Genomic DNA, 23,353 nt, shown 5'->3' with positions numbered 1-23,353 from the left:
AGGCATAAAAGGTTATCAGATACATAAATTGAATAGACAAGCCAAATTTCCATAATAATGGTATAATCAAAATGTAATTCATACGTAATTAATACACATATATTTTAAATTGACATTTTGTTTATTGTTTGAAAAAATAAAAATACTTTGTAGGAGATATGAGGTGATTATAAAATGAGTTTGAACAGGATAAACCTAAATGGTAAAGACATACTTGAAAAAGATTTTAAGACTGCAATGCGTGGATATAATCAGGAAGAAGTAGACGAGTTCCTTGATGTTGTAATTCAGGATTACGAAACGTTTCAACAGGAAATTGATCGCTTGAAACAGGATAATGATAAGTTAAAAACACAGTCTGACCAATCCAGAACTCGTTCCACAACACCCAACCATCAAATTAATTACGATGTGTTGAAACGATTATCAAATCTGGAAAAAGCGGTATTCGGGAAAAAGTTTGCAGATACAGAATAAACATAGGTCTTACTAAATTAACAAATGTATGTTATAATAAGTTTTAGATTAAAAGTTAAATACTCATGTAATCGCTATATGCTTAACGCATGTAGAGGAAAGTCCATGCTCACACAGACTGTGATGTTTGTAGTGTTCGTGCTTGATGAAATCATAAGTCAAGGTAACCATATAGGTTAACGGCAAGGGAAATTCCTACGTCTTTTGATATGGAATACGATCTTTGAAAGTGCCACAGTGACGAAGTTAGACTGGAAACGGTCTAAATGGAACGAGGTAAACCCCACGAGTGAGCAACCCAAACAATGGTAGGGGCATCTTTTAGTAGGTAAACGAACTGAAAAAAGGACAAGTTAATCACTTGTAGATAGATGATTACAACCTGTCGTACAAGGCTGACCACCACTTGAGTACAAAGGTACAGAACATGGCTTATCGAGTATTTAATGGTCTTTTTTTAAACTTAATTTCTAAAATGTAAATTTAAGAATTCAAATGCGTAAACCCTTTTGAAGCATCAAGCTTTCAAAAGGGTTTTTATGTGTTTATCAGGTTTCTATTTTAAATCTGTATCGACTATGTGGTAGACTGTATGTAATTTAGTTTTAATCAGAAAGGGACGAAGAGATGGATCAATATGTCACACTTATCGCAACTGCAGCTATGGGTTTAGAGTCAGTTGTTGCAAATGAAGTAAAGGAACTTGGATATGAGGTAACAGTAGAAAATGGTAAAGTAATCTTTGATGCTCCTGTCTCAGCTATACCTAGATGTAATTTGTGGATCAGGACAGGGGATCGTATTAAATTACTTGTAGGTGAATTCGATGCAACGTCGTTTGAAGCACTTTTTGAAGGAACCAAGTCACTGCCTTGGGAATCTTTTATTAGTGAGGACGGCCAATTTCCTGTAATTGGTAAATCAGTCAAATCGCAACTGTATAGTGTACCGGATTGTCAAGCTATCGTAAAAAAATCGGTTGCAGAGCGTTTGAAGCTGAAGTATGGTCTAGCTTCTAAAATGCCTGAAACAGGGGCTTTGCATCGAATAGAAGTTGCTATTCTGAAAGATAAAGTAACGTTGACCTTAGATACATCTGGAAGCGGACTACATAAGCGGGGTTATCGTATTGATCAAGGAGAAGCGCCATTAAAGGAAACAATGGCCGCAGCTCTGTTGAAACTGACAAACTGGAAGCCTGATTACCCCTTGATAGATCCTTTTTGTGGGTCTGGTACTATTCCAATTGAAGCAGCTTTAATTGGACAGAATATCGCCCCAGGATTTAACCGTGATTTTGCATCCCAGGGCTGGGACTTCGTGAAGGATACGTATTGGGATGAAGCTTTTGAAGAAGCCGAAGATAAAGCGAATTATGATCAAAAGCTGCAAATAATTGGATCAGATGTAGACCATAACATGATAAAGATCTCAAAAGGAAACGCAAGGGAAGCGGGACTCGGGGACTTGGTCGACTGGAAACAAATGCAGGTTAAAGATCTTTTCTTACGTAAAGAAAATGGGTATATCATCAGTAATCCGCCTTATGGTGAACGGATTGGAGATCTCAAGGAAATTGCTGCAATGCATAAAGACCTTGGTGCAATTATGAGAGATCACCCAAGTTGGAGTGTATACATCATTACAGCATTTGAAGATTTTGAAAAGCACTATGGTCAGAAGGCAACTAAAAAAAGAAAACTGTTTAATGGTTTTATACGGACAGACTATTACCAATACTTTGGTAAGAAAGTCGGGGGAAGATGATTTGGATAACATTACAGAAATTGAAAAAGATTTTCAGGATTTATTAAAAGAACAAAATGCATATCGAGAAACAATCATGTTAACACACTGGGATATGAGAACGAAGATTCCCAAAAAAGGTGTTGAACAAAGATCTGAAGTAGTTGGATTTCTTTCGGGAAAATTACACGAGTTAGAAACCTCAGAAAAAATGAAATATTTTATCGATGTATTAAAAAACTATTCTAAGGATGAGATTATTCAAAAAACAGTTGCAGAATGTGAAGAAACGTATGAACGCAATCGCAAAATTCCATCTGATGAATATAAAGAATATGTTATGCTCCAATCTAAATCCGAGTCGATTTGGCAAGAAGCCAGAGAAAAAGATGATTTTTCTTTATTCCAACCGTATTTAGAAAAACTAGTGGAATATAATAAAAAGTTTGCCAATTACTGGGGATATGAGAACCATATTTATGATGCGTTATTACATAACTATGAACCTGGAGTAACGGTCAAAACGCTAGATAAGGTTTTTCTAGATTTAAGAGAGTCTTTAACCGGGTTATTAAATAAAATTTCAGAAAGCAAGGTCCAACCGGATCCCACGCTTTTAGAAGGTCATTTTCCAAAAAAGGATCAAGAGGCCTTTAGTGTAGCCATATTGGAAAAAATGGGATATGATTTTTCTTCCGGCCGTTTGGATGAGACCATTCACCCTTTTGCAATTGCTTTAAATCAAAATGATGTACGCGTTACTACACGGTATGATGAACGTGATTTCCGTACAGCTGTTTTTGGCACTATACACGAAGGCGGACATGCCTTGTATGAGCAAAATATAAGCAGCAGGCTGGCAAATACGCCGCTTTCAGATGGTACATCAATGGGAATACATGAATCACAATCATTATTCTGGGAAAATTTTGTTGGCCGCACAGAATCCTTTTGGAATTCACACTATGATTTATTTAAGTCATTTGCACCAAAAAACTTTGAGGCCGTTCCAGTGGATAAATTCTATTCTGCAGTTAACGAGGTTAAACCATCATTCATTCGGATTGAGGCTGATGAATTAACATACCCTCTTCATATTATGATTCGGTATGAATTAGAAAAAGGTTTAATCAATGGAGACATTGAAGTAGCAGATTTACCTAGACTATGGAATGAAAAAATGGAAGAATATCTGGGCATAACTCCTCCAACAGATCGTGAAGGCGTGCTTCAGGATATTCATTGGTCAGGTGGAGACTTTGGTTATTTTCCATCCTATGCTTTGGGCTATATGTATGCTGCGCAATTTAACCATACACTTAAAAAAGAAATGGATGTAGATCAACAAATTTCTTCTGGTGATTTTGCGCCTATCAAAGAATGGATGACTAAAAATATTCATCAGTACGGAAAAATAAAAAAACCATTGGAAATCGTGGAAGATGTAACTAATGAACAACTTAATTCTGTCTACCTGGTGAATTATTTGACAGACAAATATACAGCTATATATAAGCTTTAATGAATTTCTAGAAAATGCGGGACCTTCTGTGGGTCCTTTTTTTTTTTAGGTAATATTTTTCCTGATTATGTGTATTCTAACACTAGATAAGAGGTGGTAGAGTGGCATATATTATTTCAGTTGGTAAAGGTGTACCGAGCCATGAATTACAGCAGAATAAGATAAAGGAATTAGTCAAGCTTATTTTTCCCTATAATGAAAAACAACTGGAGCGATTGATGCCAGTCTATGACAACGCAATGATTGATAAACGACAACTTGTAGTTAGTGAAGATTGGCTCAAAAATCCACATACGTTTGAAGAGAGGAATGAATTATACCAAAAGTTTGCGATAAAATATTCTCTGCAGGCAATTGATCATTGCTTAACGAATGGTATTTTTTTAAAAAGTACAATTCCCTATGATGCAATAGATATGATAGCATTTGTTTCAAGTACAGGTATAGCCACACCATCAATAGATGCACATCTCATTAATGAGCGTCCGTTTAGAGCGGATATTGCACGTATGCCACTCTGGGGATTAGGTTGTGCTGGTGGCGCAACAGGTTTGTCACGTGTATTTGATTGGATAACTGCACACCCAGATAAAAACGCGCTACTAGTTTGTTGTGAGTTATGTAGTTTAACTTTCCAAAAGGATGACGCATCTAAAAGTAACATAATTGGAACAGCACTTTTCGGAGATGGCGTTGGCGCAGCACTGCTAATAGGGGAACATTCACCTCTTCGGTACAACAACAAAAAAACTATTCCAAAAATAGTTAAAAGTAGTTCACACATTGAAAAAGACACCTTATCTGTGATGGGATGGGACGTAACAAATAATGGTTTAGGGGTTATTTTTTCCAAAAACATACCTAGTCTCGTAAATTCATTATGGAAATACCATTTATACAGTTTTTTATCTGATAACCAACTTTCTAAGGAGGCGGTCCACTCCTACATTGCACATCCAGGTGGGAAGAAGGTGTTAGATGCGATGGAAAATGTATTAGACCTTTCAACAAACAAATTAAGGCATTCCTACCACGTGTTAAAAGAACATGGTAATATGTCATCCGCTACAGTAATTTATGTTTTAGAAGAATGGATGAAAGAGGATATTTTGGAAAACGAACGGAGCGTTTTATCATCACTAGGTCCAGGATTTAGTTCAGAGCTTTTATTGTTGGAGTGGGGTAATTAATGACTTGGGTATGGATTATATTAGTAATTGTTATTTGTCAGCGTGTTATTGAATTAGTTATTGCTAAAAGAAATGAAGCTTGGATGCTGCAACAAGGAGGAATCGAACGCGGGGCAGACCATTACAAATGGTTCATAGTAGTTCATCTGTTATTTTTTGTTAGCATCTTTATAGAATCTTTAACTATTCATGGACATTCACTCAACTACTTTTTACTCAGCGTGTTCATTTTCACCCAGATTATAAGGGTTTGGTGTATTTTTAGCTTGGGTAAGTTTTGGAACACAAAGGTAATAATTTTACCAGGAACCACTTTACGAACAACTGGTCCATATCGTTTTTTAAAACATCCAAACTATATAATAGTAGGTGTTGAACTATTTATTATTCCATTGTTGCTTGGGGCATATTTGACTGCAATAATTTTTCCCTTACTGCATATCTACTTGCTCGTGCGGTGGCGACTCCCGATAGAGGAGAAAGCTTTATCAGACATCCGTTCAATGAAAAAAGGATAGCGATTTGCTATCCTTTGAATTACTAACCTTTGTGCATAAACTTTGCAGCATACATAAAAGGAGTATCAATCAGAGCTACGATGAATTTTATAACGTAGGTGGTAAAGAATATTTCAAGCCATATATCAAATGGATATTGTCCATAAAATGCTATACCACAAAAAACGATAGTATCCAGTAATTGGCTTAGCATTGTACTTGAGTTATTCCGTAACCATAAATATTTAGTTGATGGGAAAAGTTTCCTAACCTTATCATAGATCCAAACATCAAAATACTGACTAACTATATAAGCAGCCATACTGCCAAGAGCTATTTGTGGGATTAAACCGAACAGTGTCTCTAGTGAACCTTGAGCAAAATCACTTTGGCCTGGTTCAAACACTAAAGCAATCTGCATCATAACAGTCATAGCAATTAAGGTTGAAAAACCTAACCAGACTGCCTTCTTAGCATCATCCTTACTGTACTTTTCATTCAGGATGTCGGTTGCCAAATAAGCAGTACCGTAAATTATATTACCCAGTGTAGCTGTTAAACCAAACAGTTCAACAGTCTTGAGAACTTGAATGTTTGCTACTACTGTTGCCATCCCAATCCACACAAACAATCCCATTTTACCAAATAAGCGGTAAAAAACGAGTAATAACGAAAAGTTTACAATAGCAAATAAAATCCATATTAATTCATTGGACATGTTGACTTCCTCCTTAGTTTTGATAACGCGGGAATTTGCGAACCGCGGTTAAAACGAACAAAATTCATTATACTGTTTCCATCTATTGATTGCAACATGCAGTTTTATCAATGAAAAGTGAAACCTTAATTGCCGTAACTAATTGGATAAGGAGTATTCTAAACTAAAAAAAGCCAGTAATCCCATTTGATTACTGGCTTTTATACGTTTATTATTTTTTTGTGACATTAGCGGCCTGGGGTCCTCGTTCACCTTCAATGATCTCAAATGAAACTTCCTGACCTTCTTCTAATGATTTAAAGCCTTCTTCTTGAATAGCTGAAAAATGTACGAAAACGTCATCTCCATCCTCAACTTGAAGGAAACCATAACCTTTTTCTGCATTAAACCATTTCACTGTACCATTAACCATGTAAATAATCCTCCTATAAACTTTCAAACTTATTTACCAAAGAGAGACGGAGAGAGCTAAATACATAACCCAACGCTTCTTCTTTGTGTATATCAAATATATCTTATTTAGATTATTCAGTCAAGTAACAAACCCGTGTTGTTATTACTGTTTTTGTAGATTAATGACGAAAAACAACAAAAATGAATGCGCTTTAGTTATAGTTAAAAATTATATAACTTTTCTTCAATTTGAGGTACACTAATAATAAAGATAAGTGAAAGGGGATGTTGTAATGAAAACTGATATTGAAATTGCACAAGAAGCAAAACTTGTACCAATTGGAGAAATTGCAAAAGACCTTCAATTAACTGAAGCTGACTGGGAGCCGTATGGGCATACAAAAGCAAAGTTATCGGAAAAACTTTTTAAAAAATTACAAGATAAACCAGATGGAAAAGTTATTCTTGTGACATCAATTAACCCTACGCCAGCGGGAGAAGGTAAATCTACTGTAACTGTTGGTTTGGGACAAGCACTCAACAAATTAAATAAAAAGGCAATTATAGCTTTACGTGAACCATCCTTAGGTCCTGTAATGGGAATGAAAGGAGGAGCTGCAGGAGGTGGGTATTCCCAGGTACTGCCTATGGAAGACATAAACCTTCATTTCACTGGTGACCTACATGCTATAACGAGTGCCAACAACGCATTGTCTGCCATCATAGATAATCACATACACCGTGGTAATGAATTGAATATTGATCCACGAAGGTTAGAATGGAAACGCGTTATGGATATGAATGACCGATCTCTGAGGCAAATAGTTGTTGGTCTAGGAGGGCCGCTCCGTGGGGTGCCTCGTGAAGATGGATTCACAATCACCGTTGCATCTGAAATAATGGCTATTTTATGTTTATCAACCAGTTTAGGCGACTTAAAGCAACGGATTTCCCGGATAGTTATTGGATTTACATATAAGGAAGAACCAATTACAGTAAAAGACTTAAAAATTGAAGGAGCATTAACTTTACTTTTAAAGGATGCTATAAAACCAAATTTAGTTCAAACTACCGAGAATACACCTGCAATTATTCACGGAGGACCATTTGCGAATATTGCCCACGGATGTAACAGTATTATGGCAACTAAAACAGCTGCAAAGCTCGGTGATTACGTTGTAACAGAAGCAGGTTTTGGTGCTGATCTGGGTGTAGAAAAGTTCCTTAATATTAAATCTAGAGCAGGCGGCTTTGACACAGCTGCAGTTGTGATTGTTGCAACAGTTCGTGCTTTAAAAATGCACGGTGGGGTTGATAAAAATAACTTGTCTGTAGAGAATGTTGAGGCATTAAAAAATGGAATGTCTAATCTAAAAAAACATATCGAAACGATTGAACAGTTCGGACTCCCTTATATAGTGGCGATTAATAAATTCCCAACAGATACCGAAGCCGAAATAGATTTTATAAAAACATGGTGTGAGACTAACGGCATAGAGGTTGCTTTAACAGATGTGTGGGCACAGGGTGGAGAAGGAGGAATTGAGCTCGCCGAAAAGGTTATCATAAAAGCTGATTCCAACCAAGGTAATTTCAACTATACCTATGATGTTAATGAGTCAATAGAATCTAAAATTAGATTGGTGGCACAAAAAGTTTATGGTGCGGATGACATTGAGCTGTCCCAAAAGGCCAAAAAACAACTTGTATTTTTTGAAAAACAGGGTTGGGGAAAGCTTCCAATTTGTATGGCGAAAACTCAATATTCACTAAGTGATGATCCAACATTATTAGGTAGACCAAAAGGCTTCACCGTATCCATTCGTGAACTACACGCTTCTATAGGTGCTGGGTTCATTGTTGTTCTGACTGGAGATATGATGACAATGCCAGGATTACCTAAAAACCCCGCTGCATACAATATGGATGTGACAGATGAAGGAAAAATAATAGGGTTGTTCTAATGGATAAATCAAACCCAGTATTACAAGCTATCCACGATTATGTTCGCGAACAATTTGCAGAAGATGCGACAGGACATGATTATTATCATATGGTAAGAGTTGTAAGAATGGCAAAGGAAATAGCTAAGCAAGAGGGTGGAGACCTATTTGTTTGTGAAGCGGCAGGGTGGCTTCATGACATAGGAGACAAGAAATTATTTTCAGACCCTGGTAAAGCACGCGTAGACATGGATGTATTTTTGTCGGATTTAGCTATTGAGAAGCATACAATTCAGGAAATTCATCTGGCGATTAATGATGTTTCCTTTAGTAAGGGGAAGATTCCCAATACGCTTGAGGGAAAGATTGTTCAGGATGCTGATAGACTAGACGCACTAGGTGCAATTGGAATAGCAAGGGTATTTGCATACGGTGGATCAAGAGACCAATTGATCTATCACGAAAAGGTAACTAATGATACATCAGTTGACCACTTTTATGAGAAGCTGTTGCTTTTGAAAAACTTAATGAATACGCAGTCTGCAAAAGAAATAGCTAAAGAACGGCATGCATTTATGGAAGCATACTTAAAACAGTTCTTTATTGAATGGAAGGGTTGAAGGGAAATATTTTGGGTTATATAGAAGATTTACGAAAAATAGTGGGTCACAAACCATTGATTTTAGTTGGCTCTGTAGTTGTTATTATTGATAGTCAAGGCCGAATTCTGCTGCAACAACGCAAGTTTCCACATAAGTCTTGGGGGATTCCAGGCGGATTAATGGAGCTAGGCGAATCAACCGAAGATGTTGCGAAGCGAGAGATATTTGAAGAAACAGGTTTGACAATTAATGACCTGACGCTTATAAACGTATATTCAGGTCCTCAAAACTATGTAGTAGCAGAAAATGGCGATTCATTTTACACCGTCACTACAGCGTATTTCACTGCATCTTACGCTGGAGAAATGTTAATTGATAAAACCGAGTCTATTCAGTTTAAATACTATTATCCTAATCAAATTCCTGAAAATGTGGTTGAAAGTCACAAAGTAATTCTTCATGATTTTTTGGCAGCTAAGAAAGTATAAATTCTTTCTTACTGCATAAGTGCAACTAAGTCACTCGCCATTAAGGCTTGGCGAATGCCAAGTTTTCTAAGAGGAACAGTATAAATTTGGTAATTAAGTAATGTCTGGTTTCGATAACAGTGTTGCTATTGACATAAAATCTATAAACTCTGTTAGGTTGATTTCCTACCACCCTTTACTAAATTGGTGCTGACCCAGCGCTGCGGAAAATCACTTACTTTCCTTCGGCAACGCTTCAGTCTCCTCGGAGCTGAAACCGCTCACTGCGGGGTATTCAGACTGTTCCTTTCCCACTGGAGTCTCGTATTTTTCCGCAGCTTAGTTAACTTTCTGTTCAAGGGAGAAGGAGTCCCATGGAACATAGGAGTCATGGCATTTTTCTATCTTAGTGAAGGCAGAATACGTAGACTTCTGTGGGAACAGCACGCGTCCGAAGACCCCGGAAGAAGCGTTCTTTGCTTCTGAGGAAGCTGAGGCCGTGCCCGCGGAAAGCGAAGGATTCTGCCGGAACGGCGTCGGAAAAGTTTTTGCATCAAGTACGAAGATTAGAAGCAACAAAACTTATAAAAAAAGCCTAAGAAAAACCTTTAAATAATTATTTCAACCTTAACCTCTGGGGGAAGTAACATGATAAAGATAGTAAATGTCAAAAGTCATGATGAGAACATTTTGCATAATCTAATCCAATTTTACATTTATGAATTCAGCAAATTCGTTCCTGAGATTCGTTTAGAAGAAGACGGTGCATTTAAACCATTTGATTTAGAAAAGTATTGGGAAGATCCAAATTTACATGCTTTTTTTATTATGCTGGATAATGAATACATAGGATTTTCTCTCGTGGAGAGCGAATCAACGGATTCTCCTAATACAATTCTGGAGTTTTTCATACTATCTAAGTATAGCGGCAAAGGGTTTGGAACAAAAGCTGCAACAAAGATTTTGAGACTTTTCCCTGGTAACTGGATGATCACTCAGATAGAAGCAAATCAACCTGCGAAGGATTTCTGGGAAAGTGTTCTATCTAGAGTTGCTGTTGAGAACTTAACACAAAGAATTGATGAAAACCACAATTCTATTCAGGAGTTTTACATTTATCCAAGTAACAAGAAGTAGTGAAAATTACCAAAAATTAATCCCTTTGAATTATTCAAAGGGACTAATTTCCGTCTCAAATTCTATCTAACTCGTTTTGCGCCTAAATATCTACTTTGCCAATAGGAATAATTCATGTCACCTATTGTGACACCATTTGATGAACCGGCATGAATAAATTTTGAGTTTCCAATATAAATGCCCGCATGTGAAGGTCCAGGTTTATATGTCTCATAGAAAACCAAATCTCCAACAGAAGGAGATTGTACGCTTGAACTAAAGTTCCAAATGTCGCTAACAGTTCGTGGGATTGTAATATTTTGAGTTGCAAAAACGTATTGTAGAAATCCACTGCAATCAAATCCGCCTCTCGATTCGCCTCCCCAAACATATGGAGTGCCAATAAGTGAATGCGCAACATTTATAATACTGCTAGTAGAAGTTTTTTCTACTTTAATTTCCTTAGGTTTTTCTTCTTTTGATTTGACTTCAACCACCTTAGGTTGAGATGCTTTTTTAACCTCCTTTTCTACCTGATTCTTATTTGCCTCTTCAAGCTCGTGATCAACATGGGTGTGCAGCGTTTGTAATTGTGTCTGCGATACCTCTTGTGTAAGGTCAATATCATGTCTTTCTTCCGCAATCTTAATTGCTTTTGCAGTCAACGGTCCATAGATACTATCTATCTCACCCTGATAGTAACCAAAGTAGTGCAATGCTGTTTGTACTACTTTAACGTCTTTGCTAATCATCCCAGGTGACACTGATTCGGATAAGTCCACTAGTTTATTTAGATATTTTGTCTTTTCTGCCTTTATTATCATATTTCTTGTTTGCATATCGACTTGGCCCGTTACTGTAATTCCTTGATCTTTTTGGAATTTTTTCAAGGCATACTCTGTCAAAATATCGAATTCTCCATCAATTTCATCATTAAAGTAGGATAATTTATTTAGTTTCTCCTGCAATACTCTGATTGCTTCTCCATGTTCGCCATAGTTTAAATCTTCTGCTTCTAGTAGCGCTTTGCTCTGTATCATAGGATACGAATTCATATAAACCGCAAACGGCTGACTTAAAACATAGCTGTACAGGAGAGATTGTTTAACTACATGTTCCACAGTAGCGTTAAGCACAAAACTATCCCCTTTCTAAATAAGATTCTTCTAACAGATTTATGTCAAAAAAATTCTTTATATGACCTAATGAGATTACGTTTATGTTACAATTAATGCGTGAAAATGTTATGTATATCATATAAAAAAGGGTGGAGAGATTAAATGCTAAATGGGGAACATGCTTATTTAGATATGTGTAGACACGTTCTTGACAGTGGAAGTAAAAAAGAAGATCGAACAAATACAGGTACTTATTCAATTTTTGGACATCAAATCCGCTTTGATCTAAGTAAGGGTTTCCCACTGTTAACTACGAAAAAAGTTCCTTTTCGGCTTGTTGCAAGTGAATTAATGTGGTTTATAAAAGGAGACACAAATATTCGTTATCTGTTAAAACATAATAATAATATATGGAATGAATGGGCGTTTAAGAACTGGATTGAAAGTCCTGAATATACGGGACCAGATATGACAGACTTCGGAAATAGATGTCAAACAGACAGTGATTTTAAAAAAATATACCAGGAGCAAATGAGAATTTTCAAAGATAATATTTTGCAGGATGACCGTTTTGCTGAAAAGTTTGGGGATTTAGGTTCTGTCTATGGAAAACAGTGGCGTGATTGGAAAACGTCCCAAAATGAAACGATTGACCAGTTAAAAGAAGTAATATATTCTATTCGAAATAAACCAGACTCTAGAAGACATATAGTTTCAGCATGGAACCCTGAGGATATACCCAATATGGCATTGCCACCATGTCATACTATGTTTCAATTCTATGTTGCTGACGGAAAATTGTCGTGTCAACTTTATCAACGAAGTGCTGATATTTTCCTGGGTGTACCGTTTAATATAGCAAGCTACGCTCTTTTGACACATTTAATTGCACAAGAGTGCGATTTGGAAGTTGGAGAATTCATCCACACTTTTGGAGACGCTCATATCTATACAAACCATATTAACCAAATTAACTTACAATTGGAAAGAGATGTTAAGGAATTCCCTGAGCTAATTTTAAATAAAGAGAAATCAAGTATTTTTGATTTTGACATGGACGACTTTGAACTAAAGGGTTACAATCCACACCCGGCTATTAAAGCCCCGATAGCTGTATAATAAATTTTTAAGGAGGTTTCAAATTATGCTATCATTTGTTGTCGCTATGGACCGTAATCGAGCAATAGGTTTAAATAATGATTTACCCTGGTATCTTCCGCAGGATCTCAAATTCTTTAAAGAGAAAACAACGGGACATACTATGATAATGGGTAGAAAAACGTACGATTCTCTAGGTAAGCCTTTACCAAATAGAAAAACTGTTGTATTAACAAGCCAAGACACTAATTCATATCCGGAAGAAGTTGAAGTAATCCGTGATATTAATACGATCAAGGAATGGAATAATCAAAACCCGGAAAAGGAATTTTTCGTGATAGGTGGAGCAACAATTTTTGAACAGGTTCTACCATTTGTTGATCGCATGTATATCACCTGGATTGAAGAGTCATTTGAAGGCGATACACACTTCCCAGCATTTTCAGAAGATAACTGGAATTTAACAAGTAAGGAAAAAGGGGAGAAAAACGAAAAAAATCCGTATGACTATTATTTTCTGCAATATGATCGAAAATAAAATGATCAATATTTGTGTTGTTATTTTAGCTGGCGGGCATTCAAGCAGAATGGGTATGAATAAAGCACTTCTTCCAATTAGAAACAAACCTGTTATTGAAAAAATTGTAGGTGAGTTAGGTAGTATAGGTGATAGGACTATCATCAATTCAAACCAACCATCTACATACACATACCTTGGCTTCCCAGTTATTAAAGATAATTACGTCGATCAGGGTCCCCTCGCAGGAATGGAAGCTGCTATGTCTCATGTAGATGCTAATGTCTTTATTATTAGTGCTTGTGATACTCCATTTGTAAAGAAAGAAGTATATCTCCACCTTCTTGATCAGTTAAATGGCTTTGATGCGGTCGTACCTATTTATAAAGGTAAAATCCATCCACTTTCTGGTATATACACTAAAAATGTCAACAATAAATTACAGCAGCAATTAGACAAGCAAGAAAGAAAAGTCAGTTTAATGTTTGACCATCTTAAAGTAAGATACGTGGATGAATTTTCTGGAATCCCCATGGAACATCTGGACAATCACTTCTTCAACATGAATAGACCAGATGAATATGAAGAAGCTAAACGATTATAGGTTGTTAATCCATAGACAGGCATGTTAAACTATAAGGTAATAATGAAGCAGTTTTTAATTTGAACATTTTGTGTACTTTTTAAAAAAACAACAATGATTTATCTGTTAGTAGTATAATGAAATTATTCTATAAAGAAGGTGTTATTCTATGTTATCAAGTATTGGAGTACCAGGGCTTATTTTGATTCTAGTTATCGCATTAGTTGTTTTTGGTCCTAAGAAGTTACCAGAAATCGGAAAAGCAGCTGGCCAAACATTACGTGAATTTAAAAATTCTGCACGTGACTTAACTGGTGATGCAGCTAGTGAAATAAAAGAAGCAAAAACCATCGTAAAAGGTGAGGAAAGCAAATAATATCTTGCGGAGTGATTAAGCATGTTAAGTAATATTGGTGTCCCTGGATTAATTATAATCCTGGTTATTGCATTGATTGTCTTTGGTCCTTCTAAATTACCTGAGATTGGTAAATCATTTGGGAGTTCCTTAAAAGAATTTAAAAATGCTACCAAAGATATCATGGGTGATGAGGATTCAAAAAACAAAGATAATGATAAAACATAATCGAAAAATAATGTCTGAAGGTGTAAGGGTATTGCCTTACATCTTCTTTTGTGCTAATTAGGTACTTGTACTTGTAAGTAACAGTATCTGAGGTTCTAGGGGAGTGAAATAATGACGGAAGAACAACCGAATCAGGTTGAAAAAGAAATGAATTTAACTGGCCACTTATCTGAATTAAGAAATAGACTTATTGTTACGGCTATCTTTTTTGTGGCATTTTTTGTATTGGGATTTGTTTACGTTGAGCAATTAATTAACTTTTTTCAAAAGGACTTAGATTTTGCATTAAATATTACAGGTTTTAGTGATATTATTTCCATTTATATCACTATGGCTGGGTTGGTTGGTATTACTGGAACACTCCCTATATTAAGTCTACAAATATGGTTATTTATTCGACCTGGCCTAACAGATAATGAAAAGAAAGCATCGTTATCTTACATACCAGCAATTTTTTTATTGTTTATAATTGGTTTAGCATTCGGATACTTTTTGTTTATTAATTTCATTATGCCGTTTTTACTTAATTTAAATGACGGTATGTTTAATGAATTGTTTACAGTTGATAAATATTTTAAATTTTTGTTCCAGGTGACAATACCATTTGGTGTACTTTTTGAGATACCCATTCTTGCAATGTTTTTAACAAGTTTAGGCATAATTACGCCTGAATATATGAAAAAAACCAGAAAGTATGCTTACTTCATATTAATAATTATCGGAACAATTGTAACTCCACCGGATTTTGTTCTACAAATAGTTGTAGCAGTACCACTGATCGTACTATATGAAATTAGTATTTATTTTGCGAAAATTGTATATAAGAAAAAGCAAAAGAAACACCAGGAATTTATGGATGAAGATACAAATGAGTAAGTGAGGTGCAAGATAGATGCGGTCATTTTATCACTTTTTGTTAACATATCGGGGGAAGAAGAAGCCTACTGATCAAAGTCAACTGGCCGACTGCGTATTTTATGACGTTGGTTTTCCAAAACATTCAACAGATTATGATGAAGTCAGTAATTACCTGGAATGGAACAGTCCTTTTCCAAATGCCTTACAGGTGTTTGATGAACTATGGGATATATATGTTACAAAAGAAAAGTGAGAAAGCTCTGGTATATAACTTACCAGAGCTTTTTTAGTATATGATTATGGCCAGTTATCCATTTAAAAAACACCGGTACAACTGCTTTAAAAAAGTTAATCAAACGTTTGATTAACTTTTTTAAAGGTGATTTGGGACAGGTAACATACCATATTCCGGCCGGGTAAGTGGAACTATAACAAGATTATATAATTTATGATTAAATTCGCCAAAGTTTTTATGCGTAATTGCAATAATTGTAGTATTCTGCGGTTTCCCGGGAAATAGTTAATTATATTTTCTTGATTGGATTGGGTTGAATTTACAAAATCTAATTTCTTTTGTACTCATGTAGACCACAAATTTCCTTGATTAGCCTACACCAATTTAATAAAACGACGTAAACTATCTAGACAAATCCTATAGAAATGAGGTATGTAAATATGTTCCCCATGAACAACCGCCGCCCACCAGTTCCACAAAGGCCGATGAACTACCCCTACAATGTAGGTCCAAACAGATTACCAGGAAGGTATCCAGGTCCAAAACCAAAGACATCGTTACCCTCAACCATAGCAACTTTTTTGAACCCTGAATCTGGAGGATTAACGAAAACCCTTTCTAAAGTTCAGCAAGTTATGAATATGGCAGAGACGGCAGGTCCTATGATAAAAGAATATGGACCTATGGTTAAAAATTTACCATCGATGTTAAAAATGCTTAAGGCACTTAGGGAAACGGATGATTCTGAGGCTGATACACATACTAGTACTATGGCAAAACAACTGCGAGAGCCAGATAAGGCTGTTCAAACTAGTAAGTCCGCTAAAAAGACAACAGGTGTTAATGATGCAGGAACGTCAAAGCCAAAATTATTTATATAGATTAGTAAGCCAAACACTTGATTTTTTCATGAAAAAGAGAAAAAATAGAGAGAAGTTAAAATGTATTGGAGGGTCAGTGATGACTTCAAGTAATGAAATAGCTACATTTGCAGGTGGATGTTTTTGGTGTATGGTAGAGCCATATGATGAACGACCGGGTATTAAAGGGGTTATTTCTGGCTATACAGGAGGTAGGACAGAAAATCCGACCTACGAAGAAGTATGTTCGAATTCTACTGGACATGTAGAAGCTGTTCAAATCACATTTGATCCAAACGTGATGCCATATGACCGTATTGTGGAGACTTTTTGGCAACAGATTGATCCTACAGATAATGGTGGACAGTTCAATGATCGGGGAGAGTCCTATCAAACAGCTATTTTTTATCATAATGAAAACCAACGCAAAATTGCTGAGGAATCAAAACAAAGATTAGAAGCAAGCGGAAAATTTTCGAAACCAATTGTTACAGGGATACTGCCTGCACAAAAGTTCTATGGAGCAGAAGAAAGTCATCAGAATTATTATAAAAAGAATTCATTTCATTATAAGTTATATAAAAAAGGTTCAGGGAGGGCTGATTTTATCACAAAAAATTGGACACCAACAAAGGATAAAGCTAAGTTAAAAGAAGAATTATCTCCCGTTCAATATCATGTAACACAAGAAAATGGCACTGAAAAACCATTTCAAAATGAATATTGGGATAACAAAGCTGATGGCATATATGTAGATCTTATATCCGGTGAAGTTTTGTTTACGTCTAAAGAGCAATTTGATGCTGGTTGTGGTTGGCCAAGCTTTACCAAGCCAGTTGACAATTATCAGGTAGCAGAGAAAACTGATACTACACACGGTATGAGACGAACAGAGGTACGAAGCAAAACATCTGATTCACACTTAGGACACGTATTTAACGATGGCCCAAAAGATAAAGGTGGATTAAGATATTGTATGAATTCCGCAGCAATGCGTTTTATTCCAAAAGAAGAAATGAGTAAGGCTGGATATGAAAATTACTTACATCTTTTTAACTAAAAGAATTTAATAGATAGTGTTATTATGGTATTTATTGGTAATTTAGGAGGTATATGATGATTCATAAAAGCTGGGAAGAAAGAGATACGATCAAACAAATAAAATGCGTTCACGCAGATGCAAAGAAATTTGTTGTTAATGACAAATTAACACCAGGAGAAACTTATGAAGTGAAAAATGAAACAGATGAATTTTATTTTATTATTGATAACAGTAATCGGATAGGTGGTTTTCTTAAAGATTATTTTAAGGAAACAAAATAACAGGAAGAAATTCCTGTTATTTTTAATATAATAGCTAAACTTTAAAAAAGATATATTATATTTTTTCCATTAATGATATAATTTATTTACTATTTTAATAATTTCATTTGGCTAAGTTTATAAGATTTACAAATAAACTACAAGGGGCTGCATAATATTGAAAAGAATTTTTTTGGTACGTCATTGTCTAGCTGAAGGACAGCATAAAGATTCGCCATTAACAACTATAGGGATGCGTCAGGCAATATTGCTTTCACAATTCTTTGACAAGCAAGAAATAGTGTTTGATGGTGTCATTTCCAGTCCTTATTTACGTGCAATCGAAAGTATAAAGCCTTTTGCTGAATCAAATAAATTAGAGATTAAAATTGATAATAGGTTGCAAGAACGTATTTTGAGCAACGAGCCAGTTGACGACTGGTTGGAAGTTCTGGAACAGTCTTTTACTGAACTAGATTTTAAACTACCAGGCGGTGAATCTGCAAATGATGCTATCAAAAGAAGTAATGAAGTTTTCGAGTCTATAGAAGCTAACACTGATATGAATAATGTCATCCTTGTAAGCCATGGCAATCTTATATCACTAATGCTAAAAAGATATGACCAATCAATTGGATTTGATGAATGGAAAAACTTAAATAACCCTGACGTTTATCTAGTAGAGTTTGGTGATGACAACCCTTCCGTATCCTGTTTATGGGAAAAGTACTAGATGCTACAAATATAAATTAGCGAGTAGGATACCTAGTGATTCTTCGTATATTTCATTAAACTGACCGATTGGTAGTGGATTTGTACCACTACCTAGTTCAATAGTGTAACCTGGCCACTGGTATTCCTGAATAAACCAATCTTTATACCCCGCATAACTATCTACATACTGGACTGCATCATACCCACTGACACGTTCATATTCATTAACGATTACTTCCGAAATAGGAGGTTCTAATCCCTCGAATCCCCAATAGATCACTTCGCCCTGTGTATGGAAAGCGTTTACTCGAGCAAAATTGCGTGCATATGTTAAATCTGCTAGAGCTATAGATTCTGGTTCAGACAAGGGGTATGGTCCTGGATAATCCCTGGGTGCTGGATTTGATGGTTTTCTCTCAGCTTCGATTTCCCATAAAGCAGGGTACTGATTATTTAAATCAACCCCGTTAATATTGGCCTTCCAGCCTGAAAAATCAAGGCTTTGATTATTTATTTCTAATACTTGTTCTGCAAAAACAGGGTCATCTGGCAAGCCATTTAATACTAAATTTACTCCATCTGGATTTACCATTGGAACAACTGAGAATAACGTTTCCATAAAAAGAGGCAGCATATTCATACCTCTAATGGGGCTGTTATTCGTTATTGCCAGTGAATATTCATTCATAAATTTCATGATTACTGGAGTTGTAATCCATTCATTCGCATGGAATGATCCATTTACATGAACTCGCTTTGACCCAACTCCAAGCCTTAATTCTGTTAAATTTTTCCCCATTACTGAATTTCCAATTGTTTGGCTAATTATAAATGGATAGATTGAAATTAGTTTATTTATATCTCTAACCATTTTTTCATAAGTGTAGTTTGTAATATCATTTACTACCAAATCCCGAACACGGTATGGAATATAAATAGTTGAACCAATTAATAGATTAGAAGGATTTATTGTTTGATTCACTAATAATAAGGCATCCATTGGAACATTGTATTGAGATGAGAGTTGCCAAATAGTATCACCAGCCCCGATTTTGTGCTCGTTTAGTACAAAACCTGGCAGTTTAATTTGTTGACCTATCGTAAGGTTTTGAGGTGTTATTCTTCGATTCGATTGTTCAATTAGTATAAGCGGAATTTCAAATAATTGGCTATAATACCAGAGGGTGTCGCTTTGACGAATTTTTATTTCCATTAGAAAATTCTCCTTACAAATGATTATTTAGCTTGAAAGAATGCAAGTTGTTCTGTAAAATGTGGAATATGTGGTATAAAGGAATTCAAATGATTGAAAAAAATAAGTTTTCCTAATTATACGAACATATCTACCTAAACTAGTGCATTCTCTTGCTAGTTGCATTGATATGTCTATTCCTATAAGAGTGAAATTATTACCATAGAGGAGGAAGTTAGATGGCTTTTGTAATTACATCACCGTGTAAAGACGAAAAAGCGGGCGAATGTGTGGAAGTTTGTCCCGTTGATTGTATAGAAGAAGGTAAAGATATGTTTTATATTGATCCAGATATCTGTATCGATTGTGGGGCATGTGAAGCAGTTTGTCCTGTAGAGGCTATATTTATGGAGGACGAAACTCCTGAACAAGAAAATGAATACATTGAAATGAATCGTAAATTTTTCGAAAACAGGTAAAAAGATGGCTGCTATTTTGTTGATAGCAGCCATCTTTTTATAATCTTTAATGGATTGTATTATTTTATGGAAAAATCTGGATAGATCACTTCTGTTTCCAGTATATTAATGTTGATATGGTCAACACGACTAGACCGTGTAGGATTATTTCTAATTTTTTCTTGAAAAATATTTAATTGCTTATTTTCTCCCTGTGCATGTATTTGTACTGTACCGTCCTTATTATTTTTAACCCATCCAGTAATCCCGATATCATCAGCAATTTGTTGTGTCGCATAGCGAAATCCCACACCCTGCACAATTCCACTCACAGTAATGTTCTTTTTCATTTTATCACTCCCCAGTTTACTCTTATACAAGTAATGTAACCTGTCGTTTATCAATTAAAACACAGAAAGGTTGATTAATATGAAAGAAATAAAGATTCAGGAAGTAAAAGGATTTTGTTTTGGTCATGCACAAAATGAGGATGCGCTTACTGGTTGCAGTGTAATTATCTGCAAAAATGGTGCAGTGGGTGGCGTTGAAGTTCGGGGAGGGGCACCTGGAACCCGTGAAACCGATGCTCTACATTCAGAAAACCTTATAGAAGAGGTACATGGTGTATTTTTATCAGGCGGTAGCGCATTCGGGCTTGATGTCGGAACAGGTGTTATGCGTTTTTTGGAAGAACATAACATTGGCTTTGATGTTCAAGTAGCAAATGTACCAATTGTATCTGGAGCAATTCTATTTGATTTATATCCTGGTGATCCAACAATTCGGCCCAATAGTGAGATGGGGTATGATGCGTGCATCCAGGCGTTCTCAGAAGAACATTTTGAACAAGGAAGTATTGGGGTAGGAGTTGGAGCAACTGTTGGCAAATGTTTAGGTAATGAACATGTTATGCGTGGGGGAATAGGTAGCTATGCAGTTGAGATTGGTGAGTTACAAATAGGAGCAGTGGTTGCCGTCAATGCATTTGGTGACATAATTGATTCTGCTACTAACGAAATACTCGCGGGAGTTTATGATAAATCTAATGGTGTTTTTTTTAATAGTGAGGAGCAAATGCTTAAACAACTAGAAGATAATTCAACTAATCGATTCTCTAATAATACTACAATAGGTTCTATTGTAACAAACGCGAAATTAACTAAAGCACAAGCTAACAAGATAGCGACAATAGCACATGATGGATACGCCAAAACCATTCAACCATCTCATACAATGGTTGATGGTGATACTCTTTTTACGCTTACAACCAATGAAGTAGAAACTGAATTAAACGTATTAAGTATGTTAGCTACTCGAGTTGTTCAACATGCGGTCATGAATGCTGTAAAACATGCAATAGGTTGTGCTGGTATACCTAGTTATAATGATGTAAAAAAGTAATTGTTCCTTACTAAACAATGAATAATAGAGGTGTGTTGTGCAAAACCTAGAATAACTTGCGCAAAACAAAGGAGCAAATTCCATGACAGAAAATCTGAACATGCCTCAGTTTCCAGAACCATTTTGGCGAGACTCAGTAAAGTTTTCAACCTATCCAAAATTAGAAGAATCTTTAAAAGCAGATGTTGGTATAGTCGGCGGGGGAATAGTAGGTATTACTGCTGCCTATTTGTTAGCTAAGCAAAATGTTAAAGTTGTTCTACTAGATGCCGGTGACATACTAAATGGTACCACGGGACATACCACCGCGAAAGTAACAGCTCAGCATGGCGTCATATATAATGAATTAATAGAGCATTTCGGTTTAGAAGGGGCTTCCATGTATTATAAAGGGGCGACAGAAGCAGTCGAGTTTATCAAGGAAACTGTCGAATTACACGATATACCTTGTGACTTTAGTAAGGAACATGCTTACATATATACGAATTCAGATTCTTATTTGTCTACTTTAGAAAACGAGAAGGAAGCATATGATAGGTTAAAAATTCCAAGTGACCTAGTAAAAAATATGCCTCTTGAAGTTCCAATGAAGTCTGCATTGATTATGAAAGATCAGGCGCAATATCATCCTTTAAAATATTTAAAAACATTATTAGAAGACAGCATTAAAAATGGAGCGAAGATTTTTGAACAAACAACTGCAGTAGACGTCGAGTATAATAAGCATCCATCAATAGTTACTCGGGATGGGCACCGTGTTAATTGTCGATACGTTATTCAAGCATCACATTACCCTTTTTACGATGGTCAGGGTTTCTATCCTACACGAATGTATCCAGACCGATCCTATATAATAGGTATAAAAACAGATAAGAAGTATCCAGGCGGAATGTATATCAACGCGGAATCCCCAACAAGGTCTATCCGATCAACGAGTATAGACGGCGAGGACCTCTGGCTAATCGGTGGGGAAAATCACAAGACCGGACAGGGTAAACCGACAATGGAACATTATAAGGCATTAGAGGATTTTGCGAATAAGCAATTTGGTATATCAGATTATGTTAACCGGTGGTCTGCTCAAGATCTCACCACGTTGGATAAGGTGCCATACATTGGCGCTATAACTGAAGAACAAAAATCCGTGTTTGTGGCAACAGGGTTTCGAAAATGGGGAATGACAAATGGAACTTTGGCAGCAAAAATGCTAAGTGATCTTGTTTTAACCGGTGAAAGTGATTTTGAGAAGTTTTATTCGCCCTCAAGGTTTCAGGCTGATCCAGCCATTAGAAAATTCGTTAGTATTAACTCTGATGTGGCTAAACACTTAATTAAAGGTAAACTCGAATATACAAAGAATTTAGTTGACGAGCTTCCTACTGATGAAGCAACAATTACAAGAATTAAAGGAATGCGTACGGGGGTTTACCGCGATAAGGATAGCAAGCTTCATATGGTCGATACGACATGCACGCATTTAGGCTGTGAGGTAGAATGGAATTCGGGAGATAGAACATGGGATTGTCCGTGTCATGGATCTCGGTATTCCTACACTGGTCATGTTTTGGAAGGTCCAGCTGAACGACCGTTAAATCCGGTGCAAAATGATTAATACAATGATAGCAAACCAGTTTAATTAATATATTAACAAAAAAACCATAAATACTGACAGATATCTTTTAGTCTGTCGGTATTTATGGTTTTTTTAGTCTATTGTAGATTAAACATTTATCAAATCATATTAGTATTATTCATTCTTTTAG

28 protein-coding genes and 1 other RNA gene are annotated in these 23,353 nt (G+C 35.9%); 24 read left to right on the top strand and 5 right to left on the bottom strand.

The features are described from left to right. Window positions 1–174: 174 nt before the first annotated feature. From gpsB to ACOI1D_RS15565, 6 genes are all read left to right on the top strand, one after another. Window positions 175–477, top strand: a complete 303-nt coding sequence (gpsB, locus tag ACOI1D_RS15590; protein WP_422502413.1) for a cell division regulator GpsB — start codon at window positions 175–177, stop codon at window positions 475–477. Between the two features lie 59 nt (window positions 478–536). Then, window positions 537–917: RNase P RNA component class B (rnpB, locus tag ACOI1D_RS15585), an RNA gene on the top strand. A 187-nt stretch (window positions 918–1,104) separates the two neighbouring features. After that, window positions 1,105–2,244 (top strand): THUMP domain-containing class I SAM-dependent RNA methyltransferase, encoded by a 1,140-nt coding sequence (locus tag ACOI1D_RS15580; protein WP_422502411.1) that lies wholly within the window; start codon window positions 1,105–1,107, stop codon window positions 2,242–2,244. Window position 2,245: 1 nt separating this feature from the next. Continuing rightward, on the top strand, window positions 2,246–3,745 hold the full coding sequence (locus ACOI1D_RS15575) for a carboxypeptidase M32 (RefSeq protein ID WP_422502410.1): 1,500 nt from the start codon (window positions 2,246–2,248) through the stop codon (window positions 3,743–3,745). A 101-nt stretch (window positions 3,746–3,846) separates the two neighbouring features. Then, complete coding sequence (locus ACOI1D_RS15570; RefSeq protein ID WP_422502408.1) at window positions 3,847–4,935, top strand: type III polyketide synthase; 1,089 nt, start codon at window positions 3,847–3,849, stop codon at window positions 4,933–4,935. After that, on the top strand, window positions 4,935–5,453 hold the full coding sequence (locus tag ACOI1D_RS15565) for an isoprenylcysteine carboxyl methyltransferase family protein (protein WP_422502406.1): 519 nt from the start codon (window positions 4,935–4,937) through the stop codon (window positions 5,451–5,453). Before ACOI1D_RS15570 ends, ACOI1D_RS15565 begins: the two co-directional genes overlap by 1 nt. 22 nt (window positions 5,454–5,475) lie before the next feature. Here the strand turns inward: ACOI1D_RS15565 and ACOI1D_RS15560 are convergent, their stop codons facing one another. Both ACOI1D_RS15560 and ACOI1D_RS15555 read right to left on the bottom strand, forming a co-directional pair. Then, window positions 5,476–6,150 carry a queuosine precursor transporter gene (locus ACOI1D_RS15560; protein ID WP_422502404.1) on the bottom strand — a complete coding sequence of 225 codons (675 nt, stop codon included), beginning with the start codon at window positions 6,148–6,150 and terminating at the stop codon, window positions 5,476–5,478. A 211-nt stretch (window positions 6,151–6,361) separates the two neighbouring features. After that, window positions 6,362–6,562 carry a cold-shock protein gene (locus tag ACOI1D_RS15555; protein WP_422502402.1) on the bottom strand — a complete coding sequence of 67 codons (201 nt, stop codon included), beginning with the start codon at window positions 6,560–6,562 and terminating at the stop codon, window positions 6,362–6,364. Between the two features lie 274 nt (window positions 6,563–6,836). Here ACOI1D_RS15555 and ACOI1D_RS15550 point away from each other — a divergent pair, with 274 nt between their 5' ends. From ACOI1D_RS15550 to ACOI1D_RS15535, 4 genes are all read left to right on the top strand, one after another. After that, complete coding sequence (locus ACOI1D_RS15550) at window positions 6,837–8,507, top strand: formate--tetrahydrofolate ligase (RefSeq protein ID WP_422502400.1); 1,671 nt, start codon at window positions 6,837–6,839, stop codon at window positions 8,505–8,507. After that, window positions 8,507–9,106 (top strand): HD domain-containing protein, encoded by a 600-nt coding sequence (locus ACOI1D_RS15545; RefSeq protein WP_422502398.1) that lies wholly within the window; start codon window positions 8,507–8,509, stop codon window positions 9,104–9,106. Before ACOI1D_RS15550 ends, ACOI1D_RS15545 begins: the two co-directional genes overlap by 1 nt. Beyond that, complete coding sequence (locus tag ACOI1D_RS15540) at window positions 9,094–9,576, top strand: NUDIX hydrolase (RefSeq protein ID WP_422502396.1); 483 nt, start codon at window positions 9,094–9,096, stop codon at window positions 9,574–9,576. The genes ACOI1D_RS15545 and ACOI1D_RS15540 overlap by 13 nt, the downstream gene beginning before the upstream one ends. Window positions 9,577–10,203: 627 nt before the next feature. Then, on the top strand, window positions 10,204–10,692 hold the full coding sequence (locus ACOI1D_RS15535; protein ID WP_422502394.1) for a GNAT family N-acetyltransferase: 489 nt from the start codon (window positions 10,204–10,206) through the stop codon (window positions 10,690–10,692). A gap of 62 nt (window positions 10,693–10,754) precedes the next feature. On the opposite strand, the gene ACOI1D_RS15530 is transcribed toward ACOI1D_RS15535, so the two are convergent. Further along, window positions 10,755–11,807, bottom strand: coding sequence for an NlpC/P60 family protein (locus ACOI1D_RS15530; protein WP_422502393.1), 1,053 nt, complete (start codon window positions 11,805–11,807; stop codon window positions 10,755–10,757). A gap of 144 nt (window positions 11,808–11,951) precedes the next feature. Between ACOI1D_RS15530 and ACOI1D_RS15525 the strand changes: the two genes are divergently transcribed. From ACOI1D_RS15525 to ACOI1D_RS15475, 11 genes are all read left to right on the top strand, one after another. Then, entirely contained in the window at window positions 11,952–12,908 is a 957-nt protein-coding gene (locus ACOI1D_RS15525; RefSeq protein WP_422502391.1) for a thymidylate synthase, read from the top strand. A 25-nt stretch (window positions 12,909–12,933) separates the two neighbouring features. After that, window positions 12,934–13,425 (top strand): dihydrofolate reductase, encoded by a 492-nt coding sequence (locus ACOI1D_RS15520; RefSeq protein WP_422502388.1) that lies wholly within the window; start codon window positions 12,934–12,936, stop codon window positions 13,423–13,425. Beyond that, window positions 13,412–14,008: a molybdenum cofactor guanylyltransferase gene (mobA, locus tag ACOI1D_RS15515; RefSeq protein WP_422502386.1), complete on the top strand. Its 597-nt coding sequence runs from the start codon at window positions 13,412–13,414 to the stop codon at window positions 14,006–14,008. Before ACOI1D_RS15520 ends, mobA begins: the two co-directional genes overlap by 14 nt. Before the next feature lie 148 nt (window positions 14,009–14,156). After that, window positions 14,157–14,363 carry a twin-arginine translocase TatA/TatE family subunit gene (locus ACOI1D_RS15510; protein ID WP_422502383.1) on the top strand — a complete coding sequence of 69 codons (207 nt, stop codon included), beginning with the start codon at window positions 14,157–14,159 and terminating at the stop codon, window positions 14,361–14,363. Between the two features lie 21 nt (window positions 14,364–14,384). Beyond that, window positions 14,385–14,570 carry a twin-arginine translocase TatA/TatE family subunit gene (gene tatA / locus ACOI1D_RS15505; RefSeq protein ID WP_422502381.1) on the top strand — a complete coding sequence of 62 codons (186 nt, stop codon included), beginning with the start codon at window positions 14,385–14,387 and terminating at the stop codon, window positions 14,568–14,570. 111 nt (window positions 14,571–14,681) lie between these two features. Further along, window positions 14,682–15,446 (top strand): twin-arginine translocase subunit TatC, encoded by a 765-nt coding sequence (tatC, locus tag ACOI1D_RS15500; RefSeq protein WP_422502379.1) that lies wholly within the window; start codon window positions 14,682–14,684, stop codon window positions 15,444–15,446. 16 nt (window positions 15,447–15,462) lie between these two features. Then, a complete protein-coding gene (locus ACOI1D_RS15495) occupies window positions 15,463–15,681 on the top strand; it encodes a YozE family protein (RefSeq protein ID WP_422502376.1) in 219 nt (72 codons plus the stop codon). 431 nt (window positions 15,682–16,112) lie between these two features. Next, on the top strand, window positions 16,113–16,544 hold the full coding sequence (gene vrrA / locus ACOI1D_RS15490) for a VrrA/YqfQ family protein (RefSeq protein ID WP_422502374.1): 432 nt from the start codon (window positions 16,113–16,115) through the stop codon (window positions 16,542–16,544). A 79-nt stretch (window positions 16,545–16,623) separates the two neighbouring features. Next, window positions 16,624–17,583: a peptide-methionine (S)-S-oxide reductase MsrA gene (gene msrA, locus ACOI1D_RS15485; protein ID WP_422502372.1), complete on the top strand. Its 960-nt coding sequence runs from the start codon at window positions 16,624–16,626 to the stop codon at window positions 17,581–17,583. Window positions 17,584–17,639: 56 nt separating this feature from the next. Further along, complete coding sequence (locus ACOI1D_RS15480) at window positions 17,640–17,846, top strand: DUF6501 family protein (RefSeq protein WP_422502370.1); 207 nt, start codon at window positions 17,640–17,642, stop codon at window positions 17,844–17,846. A gap of 157 nt (window positions 17,847–18,003) precedes the next feature. Beyond that, window positions 18,004–18,558, top strand: coding sequence for a histidine phosphatase family protein (locus ACOI1D_RS15475; protein ID WP_422502368.1), 555 nt, complete (start codon window positions 18,004–18,006; stop codon window positions 18,556–18,558). 3 nt (window positions 18,559–18,561) lie between these two features. Here the strand turns inward: ACOI1D_RS15475 and ACOI1D_RS15470 are convergent, their stop codons facing one another. Further along, a complete protein-coding gene (locus ACOI1D_RS15470) occupies window positions 18,562–19,752 on the bottom strand; it encodes a M14 family metallopeptidase (RefSeq protein WP_422502367.1) in 1,191 nt (396 codons plus the stop codon). A 218-nt stretch (window positions 19,753–19,970) separates the two neighbouring features. Between ACOI1D_RS15470 and ACOI1D_RS15465 the strand changes: the two genes are divergently transcribed. Then, entirely contained in the window at window positions 19,971–20,210 is a 240-nt protein-coding gene (locus ACOI1D_RS15465) for a 4Fe-4S dicluster domain-containing protein (RefSeq protein ID WP_422502366.1), read from the top strand. A 59-nt stretch (window positions 20,211–20,269) separates the two neighbouring features. Here ACOI1D_RS15465 and ACOI1D_RS15460 read toward each other — a convergent pair whose 3' ends face one another. Beyond that, window positions 20,270–20,539: an acylphosphatase gene (locus tag ACOI1D_RS15460; protein ID WP_422502364.1), complete on the bottom strand. Its 270-nt coding sequence runs from the start codon at window positions 20,537–20,539 to the stop codon at window positions 20,270–20,272. A 79-nt stretch (window positions 20,540–20,618) separates the two neighbouring features. Here ACOI1D_RS15460 and ACOI1D_RS15455 point away from each other — a divergent pair, with 79 nt between their 5' ends. Next, window positions 20,619–21,590: a P1 family peptidase gene (locus ACOI1D_RS15455; RefSeq protein WP_422502363.1), complete on the top strand. Its 972-nt coding sequence runs from the start codon at window positions 20,619–20,621 to the stop codon at window positions 21,588–21,590. An 82-nt stretch (window positions 21,591–21,672) separates the two neighbouring features. Then, complete coding sequence (locus tag ACOI1D_RS15450; RefSeq protein ID WP_422502362.1) at window positions 21,673–23,202, top strand: FAD-dependent oxidoreductase; 1,530 nt, start codon at window positions 21,673–21,675, stop codon at window positions 23,200–23,202. The last annotated feature ends 151 nt before the right edge of the window (window positions 23,203–23,353 follow it).

This window comes from Virgibacillus sp. DJP39, assembly GCF_049310925.1.
Taxonomy (GTDB): Bacteria; Bacillota; Bacilli; order Bacillales; family Amphibacillaceae; genus Virgibacillus_F.
The sequence above is the reverse complement of the archived record's forward strand: the minus strand, read 5'-3'. Positions and strand labels throughout refer to the sequence as shown.

Bases quoted from the DNA above. Each gene is read 5' to 3' on its own strand.
- ACOI1D_RS15460 (WP_422502364.1), bottom strand. From the start codon at position 20,539: ATGAAAAAGAACATTACTGTGAGTGGAATTGTGCAGGGTGTGGGATTT.
- ACOI1D_RS15580 (WP_422502411.1), top strand. From the start codon at position 1,105: ATGGATCAATATGTCACACTTATCGCAACTGCAGCTATGGGTTTAGAG.
- ACOI1D_RS15455 (WP_422502363.1), top strand. From the start codon at position 20,619: ATGAAAGAAATAAAGATTCAGGAAGTAAAAGGATTTTGTTTTGGTCAT.
- ACOI1D_RS15495 (WP_422502376.1), top strand. From the start codon at position 15,463: ATGCGGTCATTTTATCACTTTTTGTTAACATATCGGGGGAAGAAGAAG.
- ACOI1D_RS15555 (WP_422502402.1), bottom strand. From the start codon at position 6,562: ATGGTTAATGGTACAGTGAAATGGTTTAATGCAGAAAAAGGTTATGGT.
- ACOI1D_RS15560 (WP_422502404.1), bottom strand. From the start codon at position 6,150: ATGTCCAATGAATTAATATGGATTTTATTTGCTATTGTAAACTTTTCG.
- ACOI1D_RS15550 (WP_422502400.1), top strand. From the start codon at position 6,837: ATGAAAACTGATATTGAAATTGCACAAGAAGCAAAACTTGTACCAATT.
- mobA (WP_422502386.1), top strand. From the start codon at position 13,412: ATGATCGAAAATAAAATGATCAATATTTGTGTTGTTATTTTAGCTGGC.
- msrA (WP_422502372.1), top strand. From the start codon at position 16,624: ATGACTTCAAGTAATGAAATAGCTACATTTGCAGGTGGATGTTTTTGG.
- ACOI1D_RS15470 (WP_422502367.1), bottom strand. From the start codon at position 19,752: ATGGAAATAAAAATTCGTCAAAGCGACACCCTCTGGTATTATAGCCAA.
- gpsB (WP_422502413.1), top strand. From the start codon at position 175: ATGAGTTTGAACAGGATAAACCTAAATGGTAAAGACATACTTGAAAAA.
- ACOI1D_RS15510 (WP_422502383.1), top strand. From the start codon at position 14,157: ATGTTATCAAGTATTGGAGTACCAGGGCTTATTTTGATTCTAGTTATC.
- ACOI1D_RS15450 (WP_422502362.1), top strand. From the start codon at position 21,673: ATGACAGAAAATCTGAACATGCCTCAGTTTCCAGAACCATTTTGGCGA.
- ACOI1D_RS15545 (WP_422502398.1), top strand. From the start codon at position 8,507: ATGGATAAATCAAACCCAGTATTACAAGCTATCCACGATTATGTTCGC.
- ACOI1D_RS15520 (WP_422502388.1), top strand. From the start codon at position 12,934: ATGCTATCATTTGTTGTCGCTATGGACCGTAATCGAGCAATAGGTTTA.
- ACOI1D_RS15480 (WP_422502370.1), top strand. From the start codon at position 17,640: ATGATTCATAAAAGCTGGGAAGAAAGAGATACGATCAAACAAATAAAA.
- tatC (WP_422502379.1), top strand. From the start codon at position 14,682: ATGACGGAAGAACAACCGAATCAGGTTGAAAAAGAAATGAATTTAACT.
- ACOI1D_RS15535 (WP_422502394.1), top strand. From the start codon at position 10,204: ATGATAAAGATAGTAAATGTCAAAAGTCATGATGAGAACATTTTGCAT.
- ACOI1D_RS15540 (WP_422502396.1), top strand. From the start codon at position 9,094: ATGGAAGGGTTGAAGGGAAATATTTTGGGTTATATAGAAGATTTACGA.
- ACOI1D_RS15465 (WP_422502366.1), top strand. From the start codon at position 19,971: ATGGCTTTTGTAATTACATCACCGTGTAAAGACGAAAAAGCGGGCGAA.
- ACOI1D_RS15565 (WP_422502406.1), top strand. From the start codon at position 4,935: ATGACTTGGGTATGGATTATATTAGTAATTGTTATTTGTCAGCGTGTT.
- vrrA (WP_422502374.1), top strand. From the start codon at position 16,113: ATGAACAACCGCCGCCCACCAGTTCCACAAAGGCCGATGAACTACCCC.
- tatA (WP_422502381.1), top strand. From the start codon at position 14,385: ATGTTAAGTAATATTGGTGTCCCTGGATTAATTATAATCCTGGTTATT.
- ACOI1D_RS15525 (WP_422502391.1), top strand. From the start codon at position 11,952: ATGCTAAATGGGGAACATGCTTATTTAGATATGTGTAGACACGTTCTT.